Source organism: Streptococcus urinalis 2285-97, from assembly GCF_000188055.2.
GTDB lineage: Bacteria > Bacillota > Bacilli > Lactobacillales > Streptococcaceae > Streptococcus > Streptococcus urinalis.
Map to the genome: position 1 here is coordinate 1284271 of NZ_AEUZ02000001.1, position 17328 is coordinate 1301598.

The 17328-nt window shown below is 33.7% G+C and carries 14 protein-coding genes and 2 pseudogenes; 3 read left to right on the forward strand and 13 right to left on the reverse strand.

Going from position 1 to position 17328, the window contains the following annotated elements; genetic code table 11:
• Positions 1 to 33 precede the first annotated feature (33 nt).
• Both STRUR_RS06565 and cdaA read right to left on the reverse strand, forming a co-directional pair.
• The gene (locus tag STRUR_RS06565; protein ID WP_006738871.1) at positions 34 to 990 is read right to left on the reverse strand and encodes a CdaR family protein; all 957 of its coding nucleotides are present in this window, start codon (positions 988 to 990) and stop codon (positions 34 to 36) included.
• A complete protein-coding gene (cdaA, locus tag STRUR_RS06570; protein ID WP_006739205.1) occupies positions 987 to 1838 on the reverse strand; it encodes a diadenylate cyclase CdaA in 852 nt (283 codons plus the stop codon). Before cdaA ends, STRUR_RS06565 begins: the two co-directional genes overlap by 4 nt.
• A gap of 104 nt (positions 1839 to 1942) precedes the next feature.
• On the opposite strand from cdaA, the gene murT reads away from it, so the two are divergent.
• The 3 genes from murT (at position 1943) to STRUR_RS06585 (ending at position 5247) form a co-directional block, all read left to right on the forward strand.
• Positions 1943 to 3286 carry a lipid II isoglutaminyl synthase subunit MurT gene (gene murT, locus STRUR_RS06575; protein WP_037595614.1) on the forward strand — a complete coding sequence of 448 codons (1344 nt, stop codon included), beginning with the start codon at positions 1943 to 1945 and terminating at the stop codon, positions 3284 to 3286.
• The gene (gene gatD / locus STRUR_RS06580; protein WP_006740430.1) at positions 3286 to 4071 is read left to right on the forward strand and encodes a lipid II isoglutaminyl synthase subunit GatD; all 786 of its coding nucleotides are present in this window, start codon (positions 3286 to 3288) and stop codon (positions 4069 to 4071) included. The genes murT and gatD overlap by 1 nt, the downstream gene beginning before the upstream one ends.
• Positions 4072 to 4281: 210 nt before the next feature.
• Positions 4282 to 5247: a tRNA dihydrouridine synthase gene (locus tag STRUR_RS06585; RefSeq protein ID WP_006738549.1), complete on the forward strand. Its 966-nt coding sequence runs from the start codon at positions 4282 to 4284 to the stop codon at positions 5245 to 5247.
• A 45-nt stretch (positions 5248 to 5292) separates the two neighbouring features.
• Here STRUR_RS06585 and STRUR_RS06590 read toward each other — a convergent pair whose 3' ends face one another.
• The 11 genes and pseudogenes from STRUR_RS06590 to STRUR_RS06645 form a co-directional block, all read right to left on the reverse strand.
• On the reverse strand, positions 5293 to 5892 hold the full coding sequence (locus tag STRUR_RS06590) for a response regulator transcription factor (protein WP_006738956.1): 600 nt from the start codon (positions 5890 to 5892) through the stop codon (positions 5293 to 5295).
• Positions 5889 to 6452, reverse strand: coding sequence for a sensor histidine kinase (locus STRUR_RS06595; RefSeq protein ID WP_265092861.1), 564 nt, complete (start codon positions 6450 to 6452; stop codon positions 5889 to 5891). Before STRUR_RS06595 ends, STRUR_RS06590 begins: the two co-directional genes overlap by 4 nt.
• Complete coding sequence (locus tag STRUR_RS11505) at positions 6453 to 6767, reverse strand: hypothetical protein (RefSeq protein ID WP_006740236.1); 315 nt, start codon at positions 6765 to 6767, stop codon at positions 6453 to 6455.
• 213 nt (positions 6768 to 6980) lie between these two features.
• Positions 6981 to 7712, reverse strand: a pseudogene (locus STRUR_RS11510) (ABC transporter permease).
• Positions 7709 to 8587, reverse strand: a pseudogene (locus STRUR_RS06615) (ABC transporter ATP-binding protein). The pseudogenes STRUR_RS11510 and STRUR_RS06615 overlap by 4 nt, the downstream one beginning before the upstream one ends.
• Before the next feature lie 138 nt (positions 8588 to 8725).
• Positions 8726 to 9715, reverse strand: a complete 990-nt coding sequence (gene lplA, locus STRUR_RS06620) for a lipoate--protein ligase (protein WP_006738518.1) — start codon at positions 9713 to 9715, stop codon at positions 8726 to 8728.
• A gap of 115 nt (positions 9716 to 9830) precedes the next feature.
• Complete coding sequence (gene lpdA / locus STRUR_RS06625) at positions 9831 to 11600, reverse strand: dihydrolipoyl dehydrogenase (protein WP_006738854.1); 1770 nt, start codon at positions 11598 to 11600, stop codon at positions 9831 to 9833.
• 84 nt (positions 11601 to 11684) lie between these two features.
• Positions 11685 to 13100 (reverse strand): dihydrolipoamide acetyltransferase, encoded by a 1416-nt coding sequence (locus tag STRUR_RS06630; protein ID WP_006739061.1) that lies wholly within the window; start codon positions 13098 to 13100, stop codon positions 11685 to 11687.
• Between the two features lie 91 nt (positions 13101 to 13191).
• On the reverse strand, positions 13192 to 14190 hold the full coding sequence (locus STRUR_RS06635) for an alpha-ketoacid dehydrogenase subunit beta (RefSeq protein ID WP_006739821.1): 999 nt from the start codon (positions 14188 to 14190) through the stop codon (positions 13192 to 13194).
• A 65-nt stretch (positions 14191 to 14255) separates the two neighbouring features.
• Positions 14256 to 15224 (reverse strand): thiamine pyrophosphate-dependent dehydrogenase E1 component subunit alpha, encoded by a 969-nt coding sequence (locus STRUR_RS06640; RefSeq protein WP_006739340.1) that lies wholly within the window; start codon positions 15222 to 15224, stop codon positions 14256 to 14258.
• A gap of 186 nt (positions 15225 to 15410) precedes the next feature.
• Positions 15411 to 17321: an ABC-F family ATP-binding cassette domain-containing protein gene (locus tag STRUR_RS06645; protein WP_006739531.1), complete on the reverse strand. Its 1911-nt coding sequence runs from the start codon at positions 17319 to 17321 to the stop codon at positions 15411 to 15413.
• Positions 17322 to 17328: the final 7 nt, after the last annotated feature.

A 17328-nucleotide genomic window follows, 5' to 3' on the forward strand; every position in this document is an offset into this window, starting at 1 on the left:
ATTAATTAGCGTTTCCGCTTCCTCCAATTTATCTTAATTTTTCTTAGTTTTAATCTGTACAGTAACTGATGAAGGATCAACAGATACTTTATCAGCTTTCAAATTAACAGTCTTAGAAGTATTTTTTGTAATATCAGAAATATCAACGTGAGCCACTACCTCATTGATGGCATTGACAGCAGATTGAGTTCCAGAAATAACGACTGAATCTTGACTCATTTTATATTCAAGATCACTAACTTTATCTGACATTTGGCCACTCGTTTCAATTCTGATAGGGACTGATTTTGTTATCTTTTTAACGGAAACTTCTAAAGTAGTTTTAGCAGGATCAATAATACTTGCTAGAATTGTTCCATCTGAAGCAACTGCTTGCAAGGTAACTTGACCAGAATAATCCTTATTAATAATCTTATCATCAGGCAACTTAGCGACAACGTGATCAATTCTTTCGATAGTTGATTCATCACTAGTAACATCAGCTTGAGAAATTTCTGTAGATAGTTTTTTCAATTGATAACCTGAAGCAATTTGACTTGAATCAACTCTACCTTGGATATTAAAAGTTTTAGTTACCTTCTTACCAATAGTTACCGAAATAGTACTTGGAACAACTGTTGCTGTTACTCCTGAAGGTAAATTCGTAACTTTTAATTTAGCATTTGTTGAGCCAACTGCCTTTGAACCTGATAAATCAGCAACTACTTTAAAATTTCTTGTGTCTGGATTGATCTCTTTATCTAATTTTACACGGTTGGTGGAAGAAAGATAAACTTCAGCTTCGTATGAATAACCCGAAATAAAATATTTATCACTGTTATACTTAATATCAATTGGAACATTACTCAACGTATGTGTATAAGTTTCAAGAGAACTGGTTGATTGCGTTGCATTTGAATAATTTGTTGATGCTGCAGTAATAAATAGAATTAAAGCAAAGAATAGAGAGACGCAAATGGTCCAAAATTTACTGGTAAAAAATTTTTTCATTCTTCTTTACCTCCCAAAAATCTCTTGTACCATGCTTTCTTTTGATCGTTTTCCGAAATAAGTTGTTTTCTAAGAAAATCTTCAAACTCCTCACTTGATAGGTCATGTAAAAAATGACTTTTAGAGGCAACTGACACAGCTCCTGTTTCTTCTGAAACAATAACAGTAATGGCATCTGATTTTTCAGATAATCCAATAGCTGCTCTATGCCTTGTCCCAAATTCTTTAGAAATATTTTGAGATTCTGATAATGGAAGATAAGCACAAGAGACAGCAATTTTATTTTCAGAAATAATAACGGCCCCATCATGCAAGGGAGTGTTAGGTATGAAAATATTAATCAATAACTGATTTGAAATATCAGCATCTAATGGAATTCCAGTAGAAATATACTCTTGTAAGGTTTGTGTTTGCTCAATAGCAATGAGAGCACCAATTTTTCTGGGACTCATATAAGCTACTGATTTGACCAATGCATTAATCAAGATTTCTTCTGAACTCATTTTTTGTGGTTGTAAAAAAACCTGCGTTGTTCGTCCAAAACGCTCAAGTCCTGACCTAATTTCTGGTTCAAAAATAATAACTCCTGCAATGACACCATAGGTAATCACTTGGTTCATCAAAAATGAGATCGTAGTGAAACCAATCCATTCAGCAAAAAACTTAACCAGAACAAAGAGAATCACTCCTTGAACCAATGACATAATCTTGGTTCCAGCCAAAGATTTTATAAATTTATAAATTAACCATGTCACAATTAAAATATCAAGGATATGTACTATTATGAGCCATGGATTTTCAAAAAGACTTGCCAAAAATTTGGCATCTATACCTGTTAAATTACCCATACTATAAACTTTTTTTCACTTTCATTCACTATGTCTTCTATTATAGCATTTTTCTGAAAGATTTTCTGTATCTACATTTCATGTTTTTATGATAAAATAAAATCATGAAAATGAACACACTTATGGGTATTGCTGTTGGGAAAACAAGCCAATTTATTTTGCAGAAAATGGGTAGGGGGTCTACTTTACCTGGCAAATTAGCTTTAAAATGTGACCCACATTTATTAGATAGTTTAGCAAAAGATTATGAAATTATCGTTATTACAGGTACAAATGGAAAGACACTCACAACTGCACTCACTGTCGGTATCTTAAAAGAAGCTTATGGTGAAGTGGTTACAAATACTAGTGGTGCTAATATGATTACTGGTATTACATCTACTTTTTTGTCAGCAAAGAAAACAAAATCAGGTAAAAAAATTGCTGTTTTAGAAATAGATGAAGCCAGTCTACCTAAAATTACTAAGTTTATTAAACCTAGTCTTTTTGTTTTCACAAATATCTTCAGAGACCAAATGGACCGTTATGGTGAGATCTACACCACTTACCAAATGATTTTAGATGGTGCAGCAAACGCACCCAAAGCAACGATTTTAGCTAATGGAGACAGTCCATTATTTCATTCAAAAACCGTTATTAATCCAGTACAATATTATGGCTTTGCAACACCAAGCCATAAACCTGAACTTGCTCATTATAATACTGAGGGGGTTCTTTGTCCAAATTGTCAGAAGATCCTTACTTATCATTTAAATACCTATGCTAATTTAGGTGATTATGTTTGTCAAAATTGTGGTTTTAAACGACCTCCATTAGATTATAGTTTGACAGAACTAACTGAAATTACCAACACTTCATCCGAATTTACAATTGACGGACAAAGTTATCGCATTAATGTTGGTGGCCTTTATAATATTTATAACGCATTAGCTGCCGTTTCTGTTGCATCTTATCTTGGTGTTAATCCAAGTCAGATTAAGGCTGGTTTTGATAAGAGCAAAGCAGTTTTTGGTCGTCAAGAAACATTTAAGATTGGTGAAAAATCTTGCACTTTAGTCTTAATCAAAAATCCAGTAGGTGCTAGTCAAGCCTTAGAAATGATTAAACTTGCCGATTATCCTTTTAGTTTATCAGTTTTACTGAATGCTAATTATGCTGATGGTATTGATACTAGCTGGATATGGGATGCTGATTTTGAATTAATCACAGACATGCCAATTACCAATATAAATGCTGGTGGTGTTCGTCATTCTGAGATTGCGAGACGACTCCGTGTTACTGGATTTGATGATAAAGCAATTCGCCAGAATGAAAGTTTGGAAAGTATTTTTGAAGCCATTGAAACACAAGAGACTGAACATGCCTATATTTTGGCAACTTACACTGCTATGTTAGAATTCAGAGATATTTTAGCAAGTCATGGCGCTGTTAGAAAGGAGATGAACTAATGACTTATACTTCACTACTTTCTAAAGAATCTACAGAATATCAATTTGATATCAAAATAGCTCATCTATATGGTAATCTTATGAATACTTATGGTGATAATGGTAATGTCCTAATGTTAAAATATGTTGCCGAAAAATTAGGAGCAAAGGTACAAGTTGATATTGTTTCTATAGATGACCAATTAAATCCAGATGAGTATGACATTATCTTTTTCGGAGGTGGTCAAGACTTTGAGCAAACTGTCGTTGCCAAAGATTTACCTTCAAAAAAAGAGGCCATTGCACACTATATTGATGATCAAAAGGTTATCCTAGCTATTTGTGGTGGTTTTCAATTGCTTGGTCAGTATTATATCCAAGCTAATGGTGAAAAGATAAATGGGATTGGTGTGATGGGGCATTACACATTAAATCAAGATAATAATCGCTACATTGGTGATATTAAGATTCACAATAAAGAATTTAACGAAACCTATTATGGATTTGAAAATCACCAAGGAAGAACATTTTTATCATCTGATGAAAAACCATTAGGTAATGTTATTTATGGAAATGGCAACAATAAAGAAGATCAAACTGAAGGCGTTCACTACAAAAATGTATTTGGCTCTTACTTTCATGGTCCAATTCTATCACGTAATGTCAATTTGGCATATAGACTTGTTACTACTGCTCTTCATCTTAAATATGGTGAAAATATTAAGCTTGCAGCTTACGAAGATATTCTCTCTCAAGAAAAACCTGAAGAATATCGTGATATTAAACAAAAGGCTGAATTTGAATAATTAAAAGAAGCATCACTGCTTCTTTTATTACGTCATTTCACATCCATTAGATACAGGAAAAAAATCACAAAAGTGTAATAATTTGACTGTAATAAGTGCAATTTTCTATAATTTTTTATAGAAATTCACTAAACTTGCACGATATTTCTATTATGTTATAGTATTTAAGCAAGCTATAGCATACTACTATTAAAAAAGGAGAAAAATCAAATGCCGTCTGATAATTTCTGGCTAGATTTACCAAAACCATTTTTTATCTTAGCACCAATGGAAGATGTAACTGATGTTGCATTTAGACATGTGGTAGCAAAGGCAGGAAGACCTGATGTCTTCTTTACAGAATTTACAAATTCAGCATCTTATTGCCACCCTGATGGCAAAGAATCTGTAAAAGGCCGTTTAACCTTCACTGAAGATGAACAACCACTTGTCGCTCATATTTGGGGAGATGTTCCTGAAAATTTCGCTGAAATGGCAAAAGGAATGAAAGAAATGGGTTTTGTTGGTGTCGATATTAACATGGGTTGTCCAGCTCCAAATGTCTTTAAACATGGTCGTGGTTCAGGGCTCATTTTAAGACCTGAAGTTGCTGCTCAAATCATTCAAGCCACTAAAGAAGGTGGCCTACCCGTTTCAGTCAAAACACGACTTGGACATGCTAAACCTGAAGAATACAAGGTTTGGCTAAAACATGTCTTGGAACAAGGCATTGCTAATTTATCAATCCATCTTAGAACCAAAACTGAAATGTCTAAAGTTGATGCTCACTGGGAAATGATTGGTGATATTAAAGCCTTGCGCGATCGCATCGCTCCAGATACCCTATTAACAATTAATGGAGATATCCCAAATCGTCAAGTTGGTATGGAGTTAGTTGAAAAATATGGTGTTGATGGTGTCATGATTGGACGTGGTATTTTCCATGATCCATATGCATTTGAAAAAGAGCCTCGTGAACACAGTCCAAAAGAACTTATTGAACTCTTTCGCTATCACTTAGACCAATTTGATAAATACCAGCTTCGTCCATTTCCATCAATGAAACGCTCCTTTAAAATCTACATTCGTGGTTTTAAAGGAGCAAATGATCTTCGAATTGCTTTAATGGATGCCAAAAATACAGATGACTGTCGACAATTATTAGATGAATTTGAAGCAGAACAATTAACAGATTAATAAAAAAAATCACTATAAAAGTGATTTTTTTATTAATCTATCTCATCACAACCAGCCTTTTAACTGTGCTTTATGAACTGCTTCAGTTCTATTATCTGCATCTAACTTCTGCATAATTTGACTCATATAATTACGAACAGTTCCGTTAGATAAGAAAAGTTGATTTGCTATCTCTTTATTACTAAAACCCTGACTGACTTTTTCTAAAATTCTTTCTTCTTGAGTACTTAATGGCGTTCCTTCATATATCATTTGCTCAATCAATTCAGGAGAATACTCTTTTTTTCCAGCTAGTACTTGATTTATAGTTTTCATTAATTCAGCTATCGATCGATCTTTTAAAACATATCCATCTACACCAGATTTAATAGCTCTACCAAAATACCCTGACCTTTTAAAAGTAGTAACAATAATCACTTTCGTTTCTAACTTCTCTTTTTTAATCCATTCTAAAATATCTAAACCTGAAAATTCCGGCATTTCAATGTCTAATATTGCTACATCAATAATTTCTTTTTTTAAAATTAATTGGGCTTCCTTACCATTTTCAGCTTGAAAGACATCAGTAACATCCTCTTGAAATTGAAGTAATTGACATAAAGCATCACGTAGCATGCTCTGGTCTTCTGCTACTAAAAGTCTCATATTTCAACCTCCATTGGAATTCTTATTTGAATATTTGTTGGATTTGACTTGGAAATAATAGTCATTTGTCCTTGGATTGGAATTAATCTCTCTTTTATAGAGTGCAACTCATGCCCATTGACTTCTTCAAAACCGACACCATCATCTTCATAATCAATTAACAAGTCCGTTTTCTTTTTGTTAAAAATAATTTTGCAAGTCTCAGCATGACTATGCTTCACAATATTTGTAGCTAATTCCCGCAATATCATGGTTATTTTTGCTTGTAGACTAGATGGCAAATGCTGAATTAATTCATCATTTATGACATTAAATCTTATACCAGCTAGTTCCAACATATTCTTCAAAATGAGTAATTCTTCATTAAGATTATGATCTTTTAATGACTGAACAATCTGTCGAACATTGGCCATAGAATCTTTACTAATCATCTGAAGATCTGTTATTTCTTTTTTAGCTGACTCAATTTGACCCATTTCTAAAAGAGTTTGTGCTAATTCTGTCTTTACAGTCATCATAGCAAAGACATGACCTAGAGTATCATGAAGATCTTGACCAATTCAATTGCGTTCATTTTCTGCCAAAAGAAGGTTAATAGATTCATTTTTTTCTAGTAACAGTTGTTTCTGACGATCACTTTCAGCTTCTTTACGCCAAAAATAAAGCATGGAAAAATTAAGTATTGGGACAAGAAATATCATCATCAGACTATCCATATTATCTGTCCAAATTATACCATAAATGATCATAGCTATATTAAGTAAGATGAAAGTTTCCATTTTAAAAGAAAAAATTTTATCTTGAAAACGAAAAGCTAATAAATTAGTAATATAAAAGTTAAACCAAACCATACCACCATCAATTGAAAAAGTCATATAAAAAATATATACCAACATATACAACCAAGCTATATTGATTATTATTATTTTTTGTTCAAAATGAAGAACATACAAATATGCAATTACATAAATAGTGGTTAAAATTAGGGTCCAAGCTGGATAATTAAAATAAAAAACTCCTAACACTGGAAAAGATATAAAAATTAGGGGTATATAATGAAGTGGATGTTGCCATTTTATCAAACGCAATTAAGAAACCTCGGATTTTTGTTTTATTAGTAGTGCAATAGTTAATACTATTATGGCATAGCTAAGTATAATCATCAATGATTTTCCTAAAAAGTGACCATTACTGGCTAATTGTGTTATTAGTAAGTTCACATGATAACTTGGTGTTACTTTTGAAATACTTTGAATCCATTTTGGAAACATACTGATGGGCCACCATGACCCACCAATAATAGCTAAGCCCATAAAGACTATATTAGCAACAATAGACATTGTTTGTAAATTCTTAATTTGAGCTATTAGAAGACCAAAAGCTAAGTAAGTAAAACTGCTTAGGATAAGAAAGAAAGCAGTTATCAACCATCTGTCCTAAACTAAATCTATGCCACGAAAAAAATGACCAACTGAAAAGACAACAATGATAGAGATAACAAAGTAAACCAACACACGAAAAATCTTAGCCATATAATAAGTCCAAACAGGCAAAGATGAGTGTTCAATAAAAGCTAAATAGTGATTCTCAAAGTCTTGTTTTAACATATTGGGAAAGGAAAATAGCGAAAAAGAAGACATGGAAAAAGAGGTCATGGTCACCATATAAGTTCTAATAAATTCTTTATTTCCACTAGCTGATCCTGTTTTGATAGTAGCGGAGAAAAAGAGAAAAAATAAGACAGGCATTAGGATAGCTAATATAAACATTTGCCAATTTCTCCAAATACGAATCCATTCAATTTTTAGCAATGCTCTCATTTTATTTCCTCCTTAGTAGTATCAAATAAAGAATCAAGTAGAGTCTTATTGCTTATTTCTATTTCTGATATCATACAACCTTGCTTTTGAAGATCTTGCCACACCTGATCAATAGCGTTAGTTTGAAATTGAATAGCATCGATTCTTTTTTTTACTTCAAAAATATTTGTTAAATTTTCAACATAGCTTTTATACTTAATTGGTAACGTGATTTGTTTACTATTTTCTTCAAGTCGCATAGCATAAGGTGTTGTATCTCTAATTAGTTTTCCTTTATTCAAGACAATAATACGATCTGCTGTGTGTTCCACTTCTTCAATATAATGACTAGAATAAATAATTGTTTTACCAGATTTTTTAAGATGACTGATAATCTCCCAAAAGCGTTGTCTAGTCGATGTATCCATTCCTGCTGTTGGTTCATCTAAAAATAATATTTCAGGTTTACTAATTAAACAAAGTGAAAAGGCAAATAAGCGTTTTTGTCCACCTGACAGTTTTCCAGCTAATTGATTGAGTTGTTCTTTCTTAAATCCTAATAAACTAACAACTTCCTTCAATGTTAAATGTTCTGAATAAATTCCTTGAAATAAGTTAATCAATTCTTTGACCTTTAGATCCTCTGGAATTGTATTTTCTTGTTTTAAAAAAGCTATTATTTTCTTATTACAAGTAGCTTTTGGTGATTTCCCATTAATTAAAACTCTTCCACCAGATAAAGAATAATCCCTTTAAAGACTTAACATTAAGCTAGTTTTCCCAGCTCCATTAGGTCCAATAATGGCTAAACAATCACCTGGTTTTACTGAAAAATTAATATCATTCAGTATTTTTTGGTTATTGACAACTTTTGTGAGTTTTTCGACACTGATCATTTTTTAACCTTTCATCTATATTAAATAGTATAGAAATATTATAGGTAAATAATGTTCTAGATAATAGTCACCAAAGTCATTTATCATTATGACATTTGTCACTTTATAAATTATTCATTTAATTTTTATAATACATTTTTAAGCAACAATTGCTTTTGCCACTTCTTCTTTTGTCATACCAGCAAAATAGTCACTTGTATCAACCGTAGAAAGTTTTTCTAAAATGTGTTGATAATCATATGGCACGCCAACTAGCATTTCTTCAATATCTGTTGCATCTTTAACACCAAAGAAATCTCCATATAACTTAATTGATTTGATGATAGATTTATCAACATTTGCATAAGTAGTGATTTTTCCGGCTGGATATCTCATAAAACGAGAAATAGTGTATTCTGGTGATGAGCCAAATGTCCATTCCCAAGTACCAAATTGTGTATCTCTTGACTCTTGGATTGCTTTTAACTCTTCATCTGAGAAAACATATTCTGTCATATCAGGGTATGTTTTTTTCATGTGGTCTAATAGAGCATCTCTGAATTCAATAACTGTCATTTTTTCTGGCAATTCATCATTAATGTTCGTCACACGAGCACGAACTGATTTGATTCCTTTTGACTCAATCTTATCTTTGCTAACTTTTAAAGCATCTCCTAGGACTGTCATATCAACATCAAATAAAAGACAACCATGATGCATCATGCGACCCTTATAATATGCTTGGGCATTACCACAGAATTTTTTTCCGTCAATTTCTAAGTCATTTCGGCCAGTAAATTCTGCCTTTACTCCAAGGTCGGCTAATGTATCAATTACTGGTTGTGAAAATGTTTCAAAGTCAAAAGCACCTTCACTCGTTTTATTTGAAATAATAGTGTAGTTTAAATTATTCAAATCATGATAAACAGCACCACCACCAGATAGACGACGACAAATATGAATACCATGAGCATCTGTATATTCTTTGTTAATTTCTTCAATTGCATTTTGATGACGTCCAATGATGATAGCAGGTTCATTAATCCAAAGAATGAAAATTTCATCTTCTTGTGTTAATTCTCTAAAAGCATAGGCTTCTAATGCAATATTATAAGCTGGATCATTTGAGGTATTCACGATATATTTCATTTTTTTCTCCTTTTAAATAGGTCTATAGTAAGTCCATTATACCTATACAATCCTTAAAAAACAAGCCGATTAAGGCTTGTTTCCTAAGGATGTCACAACAAATGAATGTTGATCATTATTTTTTGCGTTTTGGTGGATTATGAATAGCTTCACCTAAGACATCAGCAAATGCTTCATACATTACTTCTGAGAATGTTGGGTGTCCATGAATTGAAAGTAACAATTCATCAACTGTCAATTCTGTTTCCATGATTGTGGCAGCTTCGTTAATCATTTCTGCAGCAGCTGGACCAACAATATGAACACCAAGGATTTCATGGTATTTAGTATCTGCAATAACTTTTACAAAACCATGGGCTTCATTTGAAGCAATCGCACGACCATTACCTGAGAAACTATTTTTACCAATTAAGATATTATCGTATTTTTCACGTGCTTGCTCTTCAGTTAAACCAACCATTGCTACTTCAGGATGTGTGTAAACAGCAGCAGGTGTAAATCTTAAGTCTGCTTTGCGTACGTTACCCCAGATTGCATTTTCAGCGGCAACTTCACCCATACGGAAGGCAGCATGTGCAAGCATCTTAGTTCCATTCACATCACCAGGAGCGTAGATACCAGGAATTGAAGTTTCTTGATATTCATTAACTTTGATACGGTTACGTTCCATTTCAAGGTTAAGATTTTCAAGACCACTCATTTGAGGTACACGACCAATTGAAAGTAATGCTTTTTCAGCAACTAATTCTTCACCATTATTAAGTTTCAAGGTTAATTGGTTGTTTGCTTCAACAATTTCAGAAACACCAACTGAAGTCATGATCTTCATACCTTTTTTAGTAAGAATTTTTTGAAGTTCAAGCGATATTTCTTTATCCATCGCAGGAATGATACGGTCTGCCATTTCAACTACCGTAACATCGACACCATAAGATGCCCAAACTAGACCTAGCTCGATTCCGACAACACCACCACCCATAACAACAAGTGATTTTGGCATTTCACGTAAATCTAAGATATCATCAGAAGTTAAAACAAGTTTAGAGTCAATACCAGGAATATTGATACGTGATACTTTAGAACCTGTTGCTAAGATAATGTTGCGACCTTTGATTGTTTCAGAACCAATTGTAACTGTTTTATCTGGATTTACAGTAGCAAGACCATTAAAGATCGTAACTTTGTTTGCACGCAAGAGACCTTTAACACCACCAGTCAATTGTTTAACAACTGAGTTTTTGAAATCAACTGTTTTATCCATATCGATAGTATAGTTAGTTGAAACTAAGTTAATACCACGACCAGCAGCAACTTTCAAACCATCAAGGATTTCAGCATTCTTGAGGTAAGTTTTAGTTGGGATACATCCAACATTTAAACATGTACCACCAAATTCAGATTTTTCAACAATGGCAATTTTACCACCAAGTTGTGCAGCACGAATTGCAGAGTAATAACCAGCAGGTCCACCACCAACAACTACAATATCAAATTCATTGTCAGCAAGTGGTTCTTTATCAGCTTGTTTTGATTCTGCAGCTTGAGTTGGTTGACTTGGAACTTCTAAACCTGCAGCTTTTAAATCTTCAGTTGTGCGTTCTACTGTTGTGTCAGAAGCTGCACTTGAACCTTCTTCTACCACTTCACCAGCTTCACCAATGTATCCAATAACTTCTGTTACAGGTACCGTTTCACCAGCTTGACGAGTGATTTTAATTAATGTACCTGAATCTTCAGCTTCAAGTTCCATGTTAGTTTTATCAGACATGATTTCAAGAAGGACATCACCTTCAGCAACAGTATCACCTTCTTGTTTTTTCCACTCGATGATTTCACCTTCTTGCATGTCAACACCAAGTTTAGGCATAATAATTTCAACAGCCATTAGTTTCTCCTTTTAGCTAATTTCTGAAGGATAAATAACGTTATCTATCCCTCTTTAAAATACTTTCTACTCTTTTAGATTGGATCAGATTAACAGTTCAAATGGATTTTCCATTAATTTCTTAAGGTCAACCATAAACTTAGCACCGTTCATACCATCTACAAGACGATGGTCAATGGTTAAGCACATTGCCATAATTGGGCGAGCAACAATTTCACCATCCACAACTGTTGGTGTTGGAATAGTTGCACCAACCCCAAGAATAGCAGAGTTTGGTTGATTAATGATTGGATTAAATGTTTTTGTACCAAACATTCCTAAGTTAGTTATTGAGAATGTTGAACCTGACATTTCAGCAGCTTTTAATTTTCCACCTTGAGCTTTTTTAATCACATCTTTTGATGCTAAGACAAAATCTGAAAGACTCATCTTATCAGCACCATGTACAACTGGTACCACAAGTCCATCATCTAGACCAACGGCAATACCTAAGTTGACGAAACGATGTAGTTCAATGTCATTTGCATCATTAATAAGTGAAGCATTCATATACTCATGCTCAGGTTTCATCAATGTTTTAACAACTGCCATACCAATCAAATCAGTAAAGCTGACTTTAAGACCCGTTTTATTCATAATTGGATCAATTAATTTCTTACGAAGGGCCATCATTTCAGTCATATCAATGTCATAATTGAGTGTGAAAGTTGGAGCTGTTAAGTATGAGTTTGTCATACCTTTTGAAATTGCCTTACGCATAGCAGACATTTTCTTAACTTCAACACCTTCTGGTAAGTCAACTTTTTCTTCTTTAAGAGTAGCAGCTTTACTTGTTGATTCTTGAGCAGGTTTAGATGCAGCCATTGCAGCAAGAACATCTTCCTTCATAATCTTACCACGGAATCCTGTACCAGTTATTGATGCTAAATCAATTTCTTGGTCATGAGCAATCTTACGTGCAAGTGGAGAGGCTTTTGGTTGTGCCCCTTTGAAATCTTCAACATCTTCTTTATGAACACGCCCTTTTGGTCCAGTTCCAGGTACTTGACCTAAATCAATTCCTAATTCATTAGCAGTTTTTCGTGCTGCTGGAGTGGCACGAACTTTTTCGCCATCACCTTGTGGAATAGCCGTTTTAGCAACCTGTGGGCTTGGAGCATCTGTTTCAACTTTTTCAGCAACTTTAGGAGCCGCATCAGCTGAATTTGGTGCAGGAACTTCTGTTGCTTTTTCACTTGAAGCAATGTTATCAACAGATTCACCTTCTTCACCAATGTATCCAATGACTTCCGTTACTGGTACCGTATCACCAGCTTGACGAACAATCTTTAATAAGACTCCGGAATCTTCTGCTTCTAATTCCATATTTGTCTTATCTGACATAATTTCAAGAAGAACGTCACCTTCTGAAACAGTGTCACCTTCTTGTTTTTTCCACTCGATGATTTCGCCTTCTTGCATATCAACACCGAGTTTCGGCATAATAATTTCGACAGCCATATTATTCCTTTCTTAGAATATAACGTGTAAAAAGAGTGGAAACTCCATCTCTTTTTACTCTTTAACCTGTTCTTTTCAGATAAAGATTAAATTAGTTACCTTTATTTGCCATTTTACGAATTGCTGTTTTAATTTTTTCAACATCTGGTAAGATAGCTTGCTCAAGAACACGTGCATATGGTACAGGAACATCTTCACTTGCTAAACGAACAATTGGATGATCTAAGTAATCAAATGCTTCACTTTCAGTAATCATTGAAGCAATCTCTGCAGTATAACCACCTGTTTTATAGGCATCATTTACTAACATCACTTTACCTGTTTTCTTAATTGAATCAATAATCAATTCTTTATCAAGTGGTACAAGTGTACGTGGGTCAACAACTTCAACTTTGATTCCTTCTTCAGCAACTTCATCAGCAGCTTGAAGTACACGTTCTAACATACGTCCATAAGAAACGATTGTCAAATCGCTACCTTCACGTTTAATTTCACCTTTACCAAGTGGAATATAGAAGTCTGGATCTTGATTAACTTCTTCTTTTTTACCATAAAGTGCTTTTGGTTCCATAAAGACAACAATATTGTTATCTTGAATTGCTGATTTCAAAAGGCCTTTTGCATCATTTGCGTTTCCTGGTGCGACAACTTTAATACCTGGGATATGAGTCATCCAAGCTTCAAGTGATTGTGAGTGTTGCGCAGCAGAACCGATACCTGAACCTGATGCTACACGGAATGTAACAGGTGTTTTAAGTCCGCCACCAAACATATAGTTATTTTTTGCACCATTATTGACAATTGCATCCATCATGATTGTCAAGAAATCCATGAAAGTAACGTCAACAATTGGACGAAGTCCTGTGATTGCAGAACCAATTGCTGCACCAGAGATAGCAGCTTCAGAAATTGGTGTGTCTCTAACACGTTTTGCACCAAATTCTTCAAACATACCTACAGAAGTACCGAAGTCACCACCATAAATACCTACATCTTCACCCATAAGGTAAATTTTGTCATCTTTGCGCATTTCTTCAGTCATGGCAAGATTGACAGCTTCACGTAAAGCCATTAATTTTGTTTCAGTCATTATTCTCTCCTAATTATAAATCGTAATTTTTGTCAGTGGATAAGCTATAAAGTTTAAAAAACTTATTAGTCAACCCACACATCTTCAAAAGCAACTGAAATATCAGGATCTGGACTATTTTGAGCAAATTCGTAAGCATCATCAATTTCTTGTTTTACTTGTGCTTGAATGTTATCTAGCTCTTCATCAGTTGCAATTCCTTCTTCTGTAAGGAATTTACGATATTTGATAAGTGGATCTTTAGCTTTCCAAGAATCAACTTCCTCTTTTGAACGGTATTTACCAGCATCAGCTGTTGAATGACCAAACCAACGGTAAGATTCAACCTCAACAATAGCAGGTCCGTTACCACCACGTACATGTTCAACAGCTTTGTCCATTGTTTCATAAACGGCTAATACATCATTACCATCTTCACAGTAGAAACCAGGAATACCATATGCTTCAGCACGAGTGTAAAGATGTGGCGTATTTGTTGCATGAGTGATATCCATTGAAATACCATATTTATTATTAATAATAAAGAAGATTACTGGTAATTTCCATGTTGCAGCCATATTAACAGATTCGTGGAAAGAACCTTCATTTGTGGCACCATCACCAGAAAACGCAACAACAATGTTATTTGTTTCGTTATATTGTTGAGTTAATGCCGCACCAACAGCTAAAGCATAACCACCACCAACAATACCGTTAGTACCATAATTACCTTTTTCAAAATCAGCTAAGTGCATTGATCCACCACGACCTTTAGAAACACCAGTCGCTTTACCAGCAAGCTCAGCCATCATTTTATTTAAGTCCATATCTTTGGCAATTGATTGTCCATGACCACGGTGATTAGAAAAGATAATATCATCATATGTCAAGTGTGAAACAGCACCAACGTTAGCTGCTTCTTCTCCTACTGAAAAGTGAGTCATCCCTTGGACAAATCCACGACGGACAAGTTTATTAATACGTGAATCAAATTCACGAATACGTTCCATTTTAAGGAACATATCTAAATGTTTTTCTTTAGAAACTGTAACCATTTTGGCCTCCATTAAATCATATTACACTATTCATGATAGACCATTTTTTCACAAAGTGCAAGTTTTTTAACCGCTTTCCTATATTGATTTTATCGATTTTTACCTAAGATAAGTTAGTTATTTCACAAACTTATTTTAATATATTTTTCTGAAAAAATAAGAAAAACACCAATTGTCATTGATGTTTTATTCTTCAATTTGAAGTGATAAACCTTCCCATTCTTCCATTAGAATTTCTTGTTCACCTTGTAAATGGTCCATTTCACTTTGAAGTTCAATCAATTGTGAGGCATCATTTGTTTGTAACATAGCTGCTTCTTTTTCTGAAATCAGACCATCTATTTCCTCAACTTTTTGTTCGATTTCAGAAATACGACGTGTTAGTTTTCGATATTCTTTTTGATTCGCTTTTTGTTGTTGATAATCAGATGTCTCTTTTACTTGAGCTAAATCATGAGTTTCCTCTTGTTGATTTGCTATTTTGAGAGCTTCTAACTCAGCTTTTTTTTCCATAAAATAATCGTAATCACCAAGGTATAAAGTTGACCCATTTGGTTCAATTTCTATTACTTTTGTAGCAATTCTGTTAATAAAATACCGGTCATGACTGACAAAAAGTAGCGTTCCATCAAAATCAATTAGGGTATTTTCGAGTACTTCTTTACTGTCAATATCTAAATGGTTTGTTGGCTCATCTAGCAGTAAAACGTTGTTATTTTCAAAGGATAATTTTGCTAATAGAAGTCTTGCTTTTTCACCACCTGAAAGCATACTAACTGATTTTTTGACATCATCTCCTGAGAACAAGAAAGCACCCAATCGATTTCTGATTTCAAGTTCAGATGTCGTTGGAAAATCATTCCAAAGTTCATCTAAAACAGTATTTTTAGGATTCAAATCTTCTTGGGTTTGGTCGTAATAGCCAATTTCAACATTAGCACCAAAATGAAATTGACCATCAATAAGTGGAATTTCTTCCATTAGTGATTTTATTAATGTTGACTTGCCAACACCATTTGGTCCAACAATAGCAATTGCATCTAATCTTGAAACTTCTAAATTAACAGGACTGGATAATATTTGCCCGTCGTATCCGATAGCTAAGTCATTTGCTGTTAGCACAACATTTCCTGACGGTTTATTCGCTTTAAATGTCATATTAGCTGATTTTTCTGATGACACTGGTTTGTCTAATCGTGTTATTTTTTCAAGTTGTTTACGACGTGATTGAGCTCTTTTTGTTGTAGAAGCTCGAACAATATTTTTTTGAACAAAATCCTCTAGCTTAGCAATTTCTTTTTGTTGCTTATCATAATTTTTTTCTTCTTGTGCTATTTTGTCAGCTTTTTGTGTCATAAATTGAGAATAATTACCAACATAACGATCAAGTGAGTGTTGTCTCAAATCATAAGTAACTGTTGCTACTTTATCCAAGAAATACCTATCATGACTGACAATAATAAGTGCTCCTTGATAATTTATCAAGTAATTTTCTAGCCAAGCAATTGTTTCAATATCTAAATGGTTTGTGGGTTCATCAAGAACCAGTAAATCTGGCTTTTCTAACAACATTTTTGCCAAAGCTAATCGCGTATTTTGACCCCCAGACAAATCAGAAATAGGCATCTGCCACATGCTTTCATCAAATTTAAAACCATTTAAAATGGAACGAATATCTGATTCATAAGTAAATCCACCATTTTGTCTAAATTGTTCTGAAAGTCTATCATAATCAGTCATCAATTTTTCTAATTCTGCATCACTTTTATGACCCATTTCTTCTTCCATTTGCCGTAAAGTGACTTCGGTTTTGCGGAGATTGTCAAAAACATTTAACATTTCTTGATAGATTGTATTAGATGAATCAAAACGACTATTTTGTGCTAAATAAGACAAAGATAAATCTTTTTTAGTATTAATTTCACCATTTGTCGGTTCTTCTTCTCCGACAAGAATTTTTAATAAGGTAGACTTTCCTGCCCCATTTTTTCCTACTAAAGCAATTCTATCTTTTTCATCAACTTGAATTGTTATATTATCAAAAAGGACATCTCCAGAAAATGATCTTTCTATTTTATTTCCCTGAAGTATTATCATGATTTCC

Bases quoted from the DNA above. Each gene is read 5' to 3' on its own strand.
- STRUR_RS06565 (WP_006738871.1), bottom strand. From the start codon at position 990: ATGAAAAAATTTTTTACCAGTAAATTTTGGACCATTTGCGTCTCTCTA.
- cdaA (WP_006739205.1), bottom strand. From the start codon at position 1,838: ATGGGTAATTTAACAGGTATAGATGCCAAATTTTTGGCAAGTCTTTTT.
- murT (WP_037595614.1), top strand. From the start codon at position 1,943: ATGAAAATGAACACACTTATGGGTATTGCTGTTGGGAAAACAAGCCAA.
- gatD (WP_006740430.1), top strand. From the start codon at position 3,286: ATGACTTATACTTCACTACTTTCTAAAGAATCTACAGAATATCAATTT.
- STRUR_RS06585 (WP_006738549.1), top strand. From the start codon at position 4,282: ATGCCGTCTGATAATTTCTGGCTAGATTTACCAAAACCATTTTTTATC.
- STRUR_RS06590 (WP_006738956.1), bottom strand. From the start codon at position 5,892: ATGAGACTTTTAGTAGCAGAAGACCAGAGCATGCTACGTGATGCTTTA.
- STRUR_RS11505 (WP_006740236.1), bottom strand. From the start codon at position 6,767: ATGACTTTTTCAATTGATGGTGGTATGGTTTGGTTTAACTTTTATATT.
- lplA (WP_006738518.1), bottom strand. From the start codon at position 9,715: ATGAAATATATCGTGAATACCTCAAATGATCCAGCTTATAATATTGCA.
- lpdA (WP_006738854.1), bottom strand. From the start codon at position 11,600: ATGGCTGTTGAAATTATTATGCCTAAACTTGGTGTTGACATGCAAGAA.
- STRUR_RS06630 (WP_006739061.1), bottom strand. From the start codon at position 13,100: ATGGCTGTCGAAATTATTATGCCGAAACTCGGTGTTGATATGCAAGAA.
- STRUR_RS06635 (WP_006739821.1), bottom strand. From the start codon at position 14,190: ATGACTGAAACAAAATTAATGGCTTTACGTGAAGCTGTCAATCTTGCC.
- STRUR_RS06640 (WP_006739340.1), bottom strand. From the start codon at position 15,224: ATGGTTACAGTTTCTAAAGAAAAACATTTAGATATGTTCCTTAAAATG.
- STRUR_RS06645 (WP_006739531.1), bottom strand. From the start codon at position 17,321: ATGATAATACTTCAGGGAAATAAAATAGAAAGATCATTTTCTGGAGAT.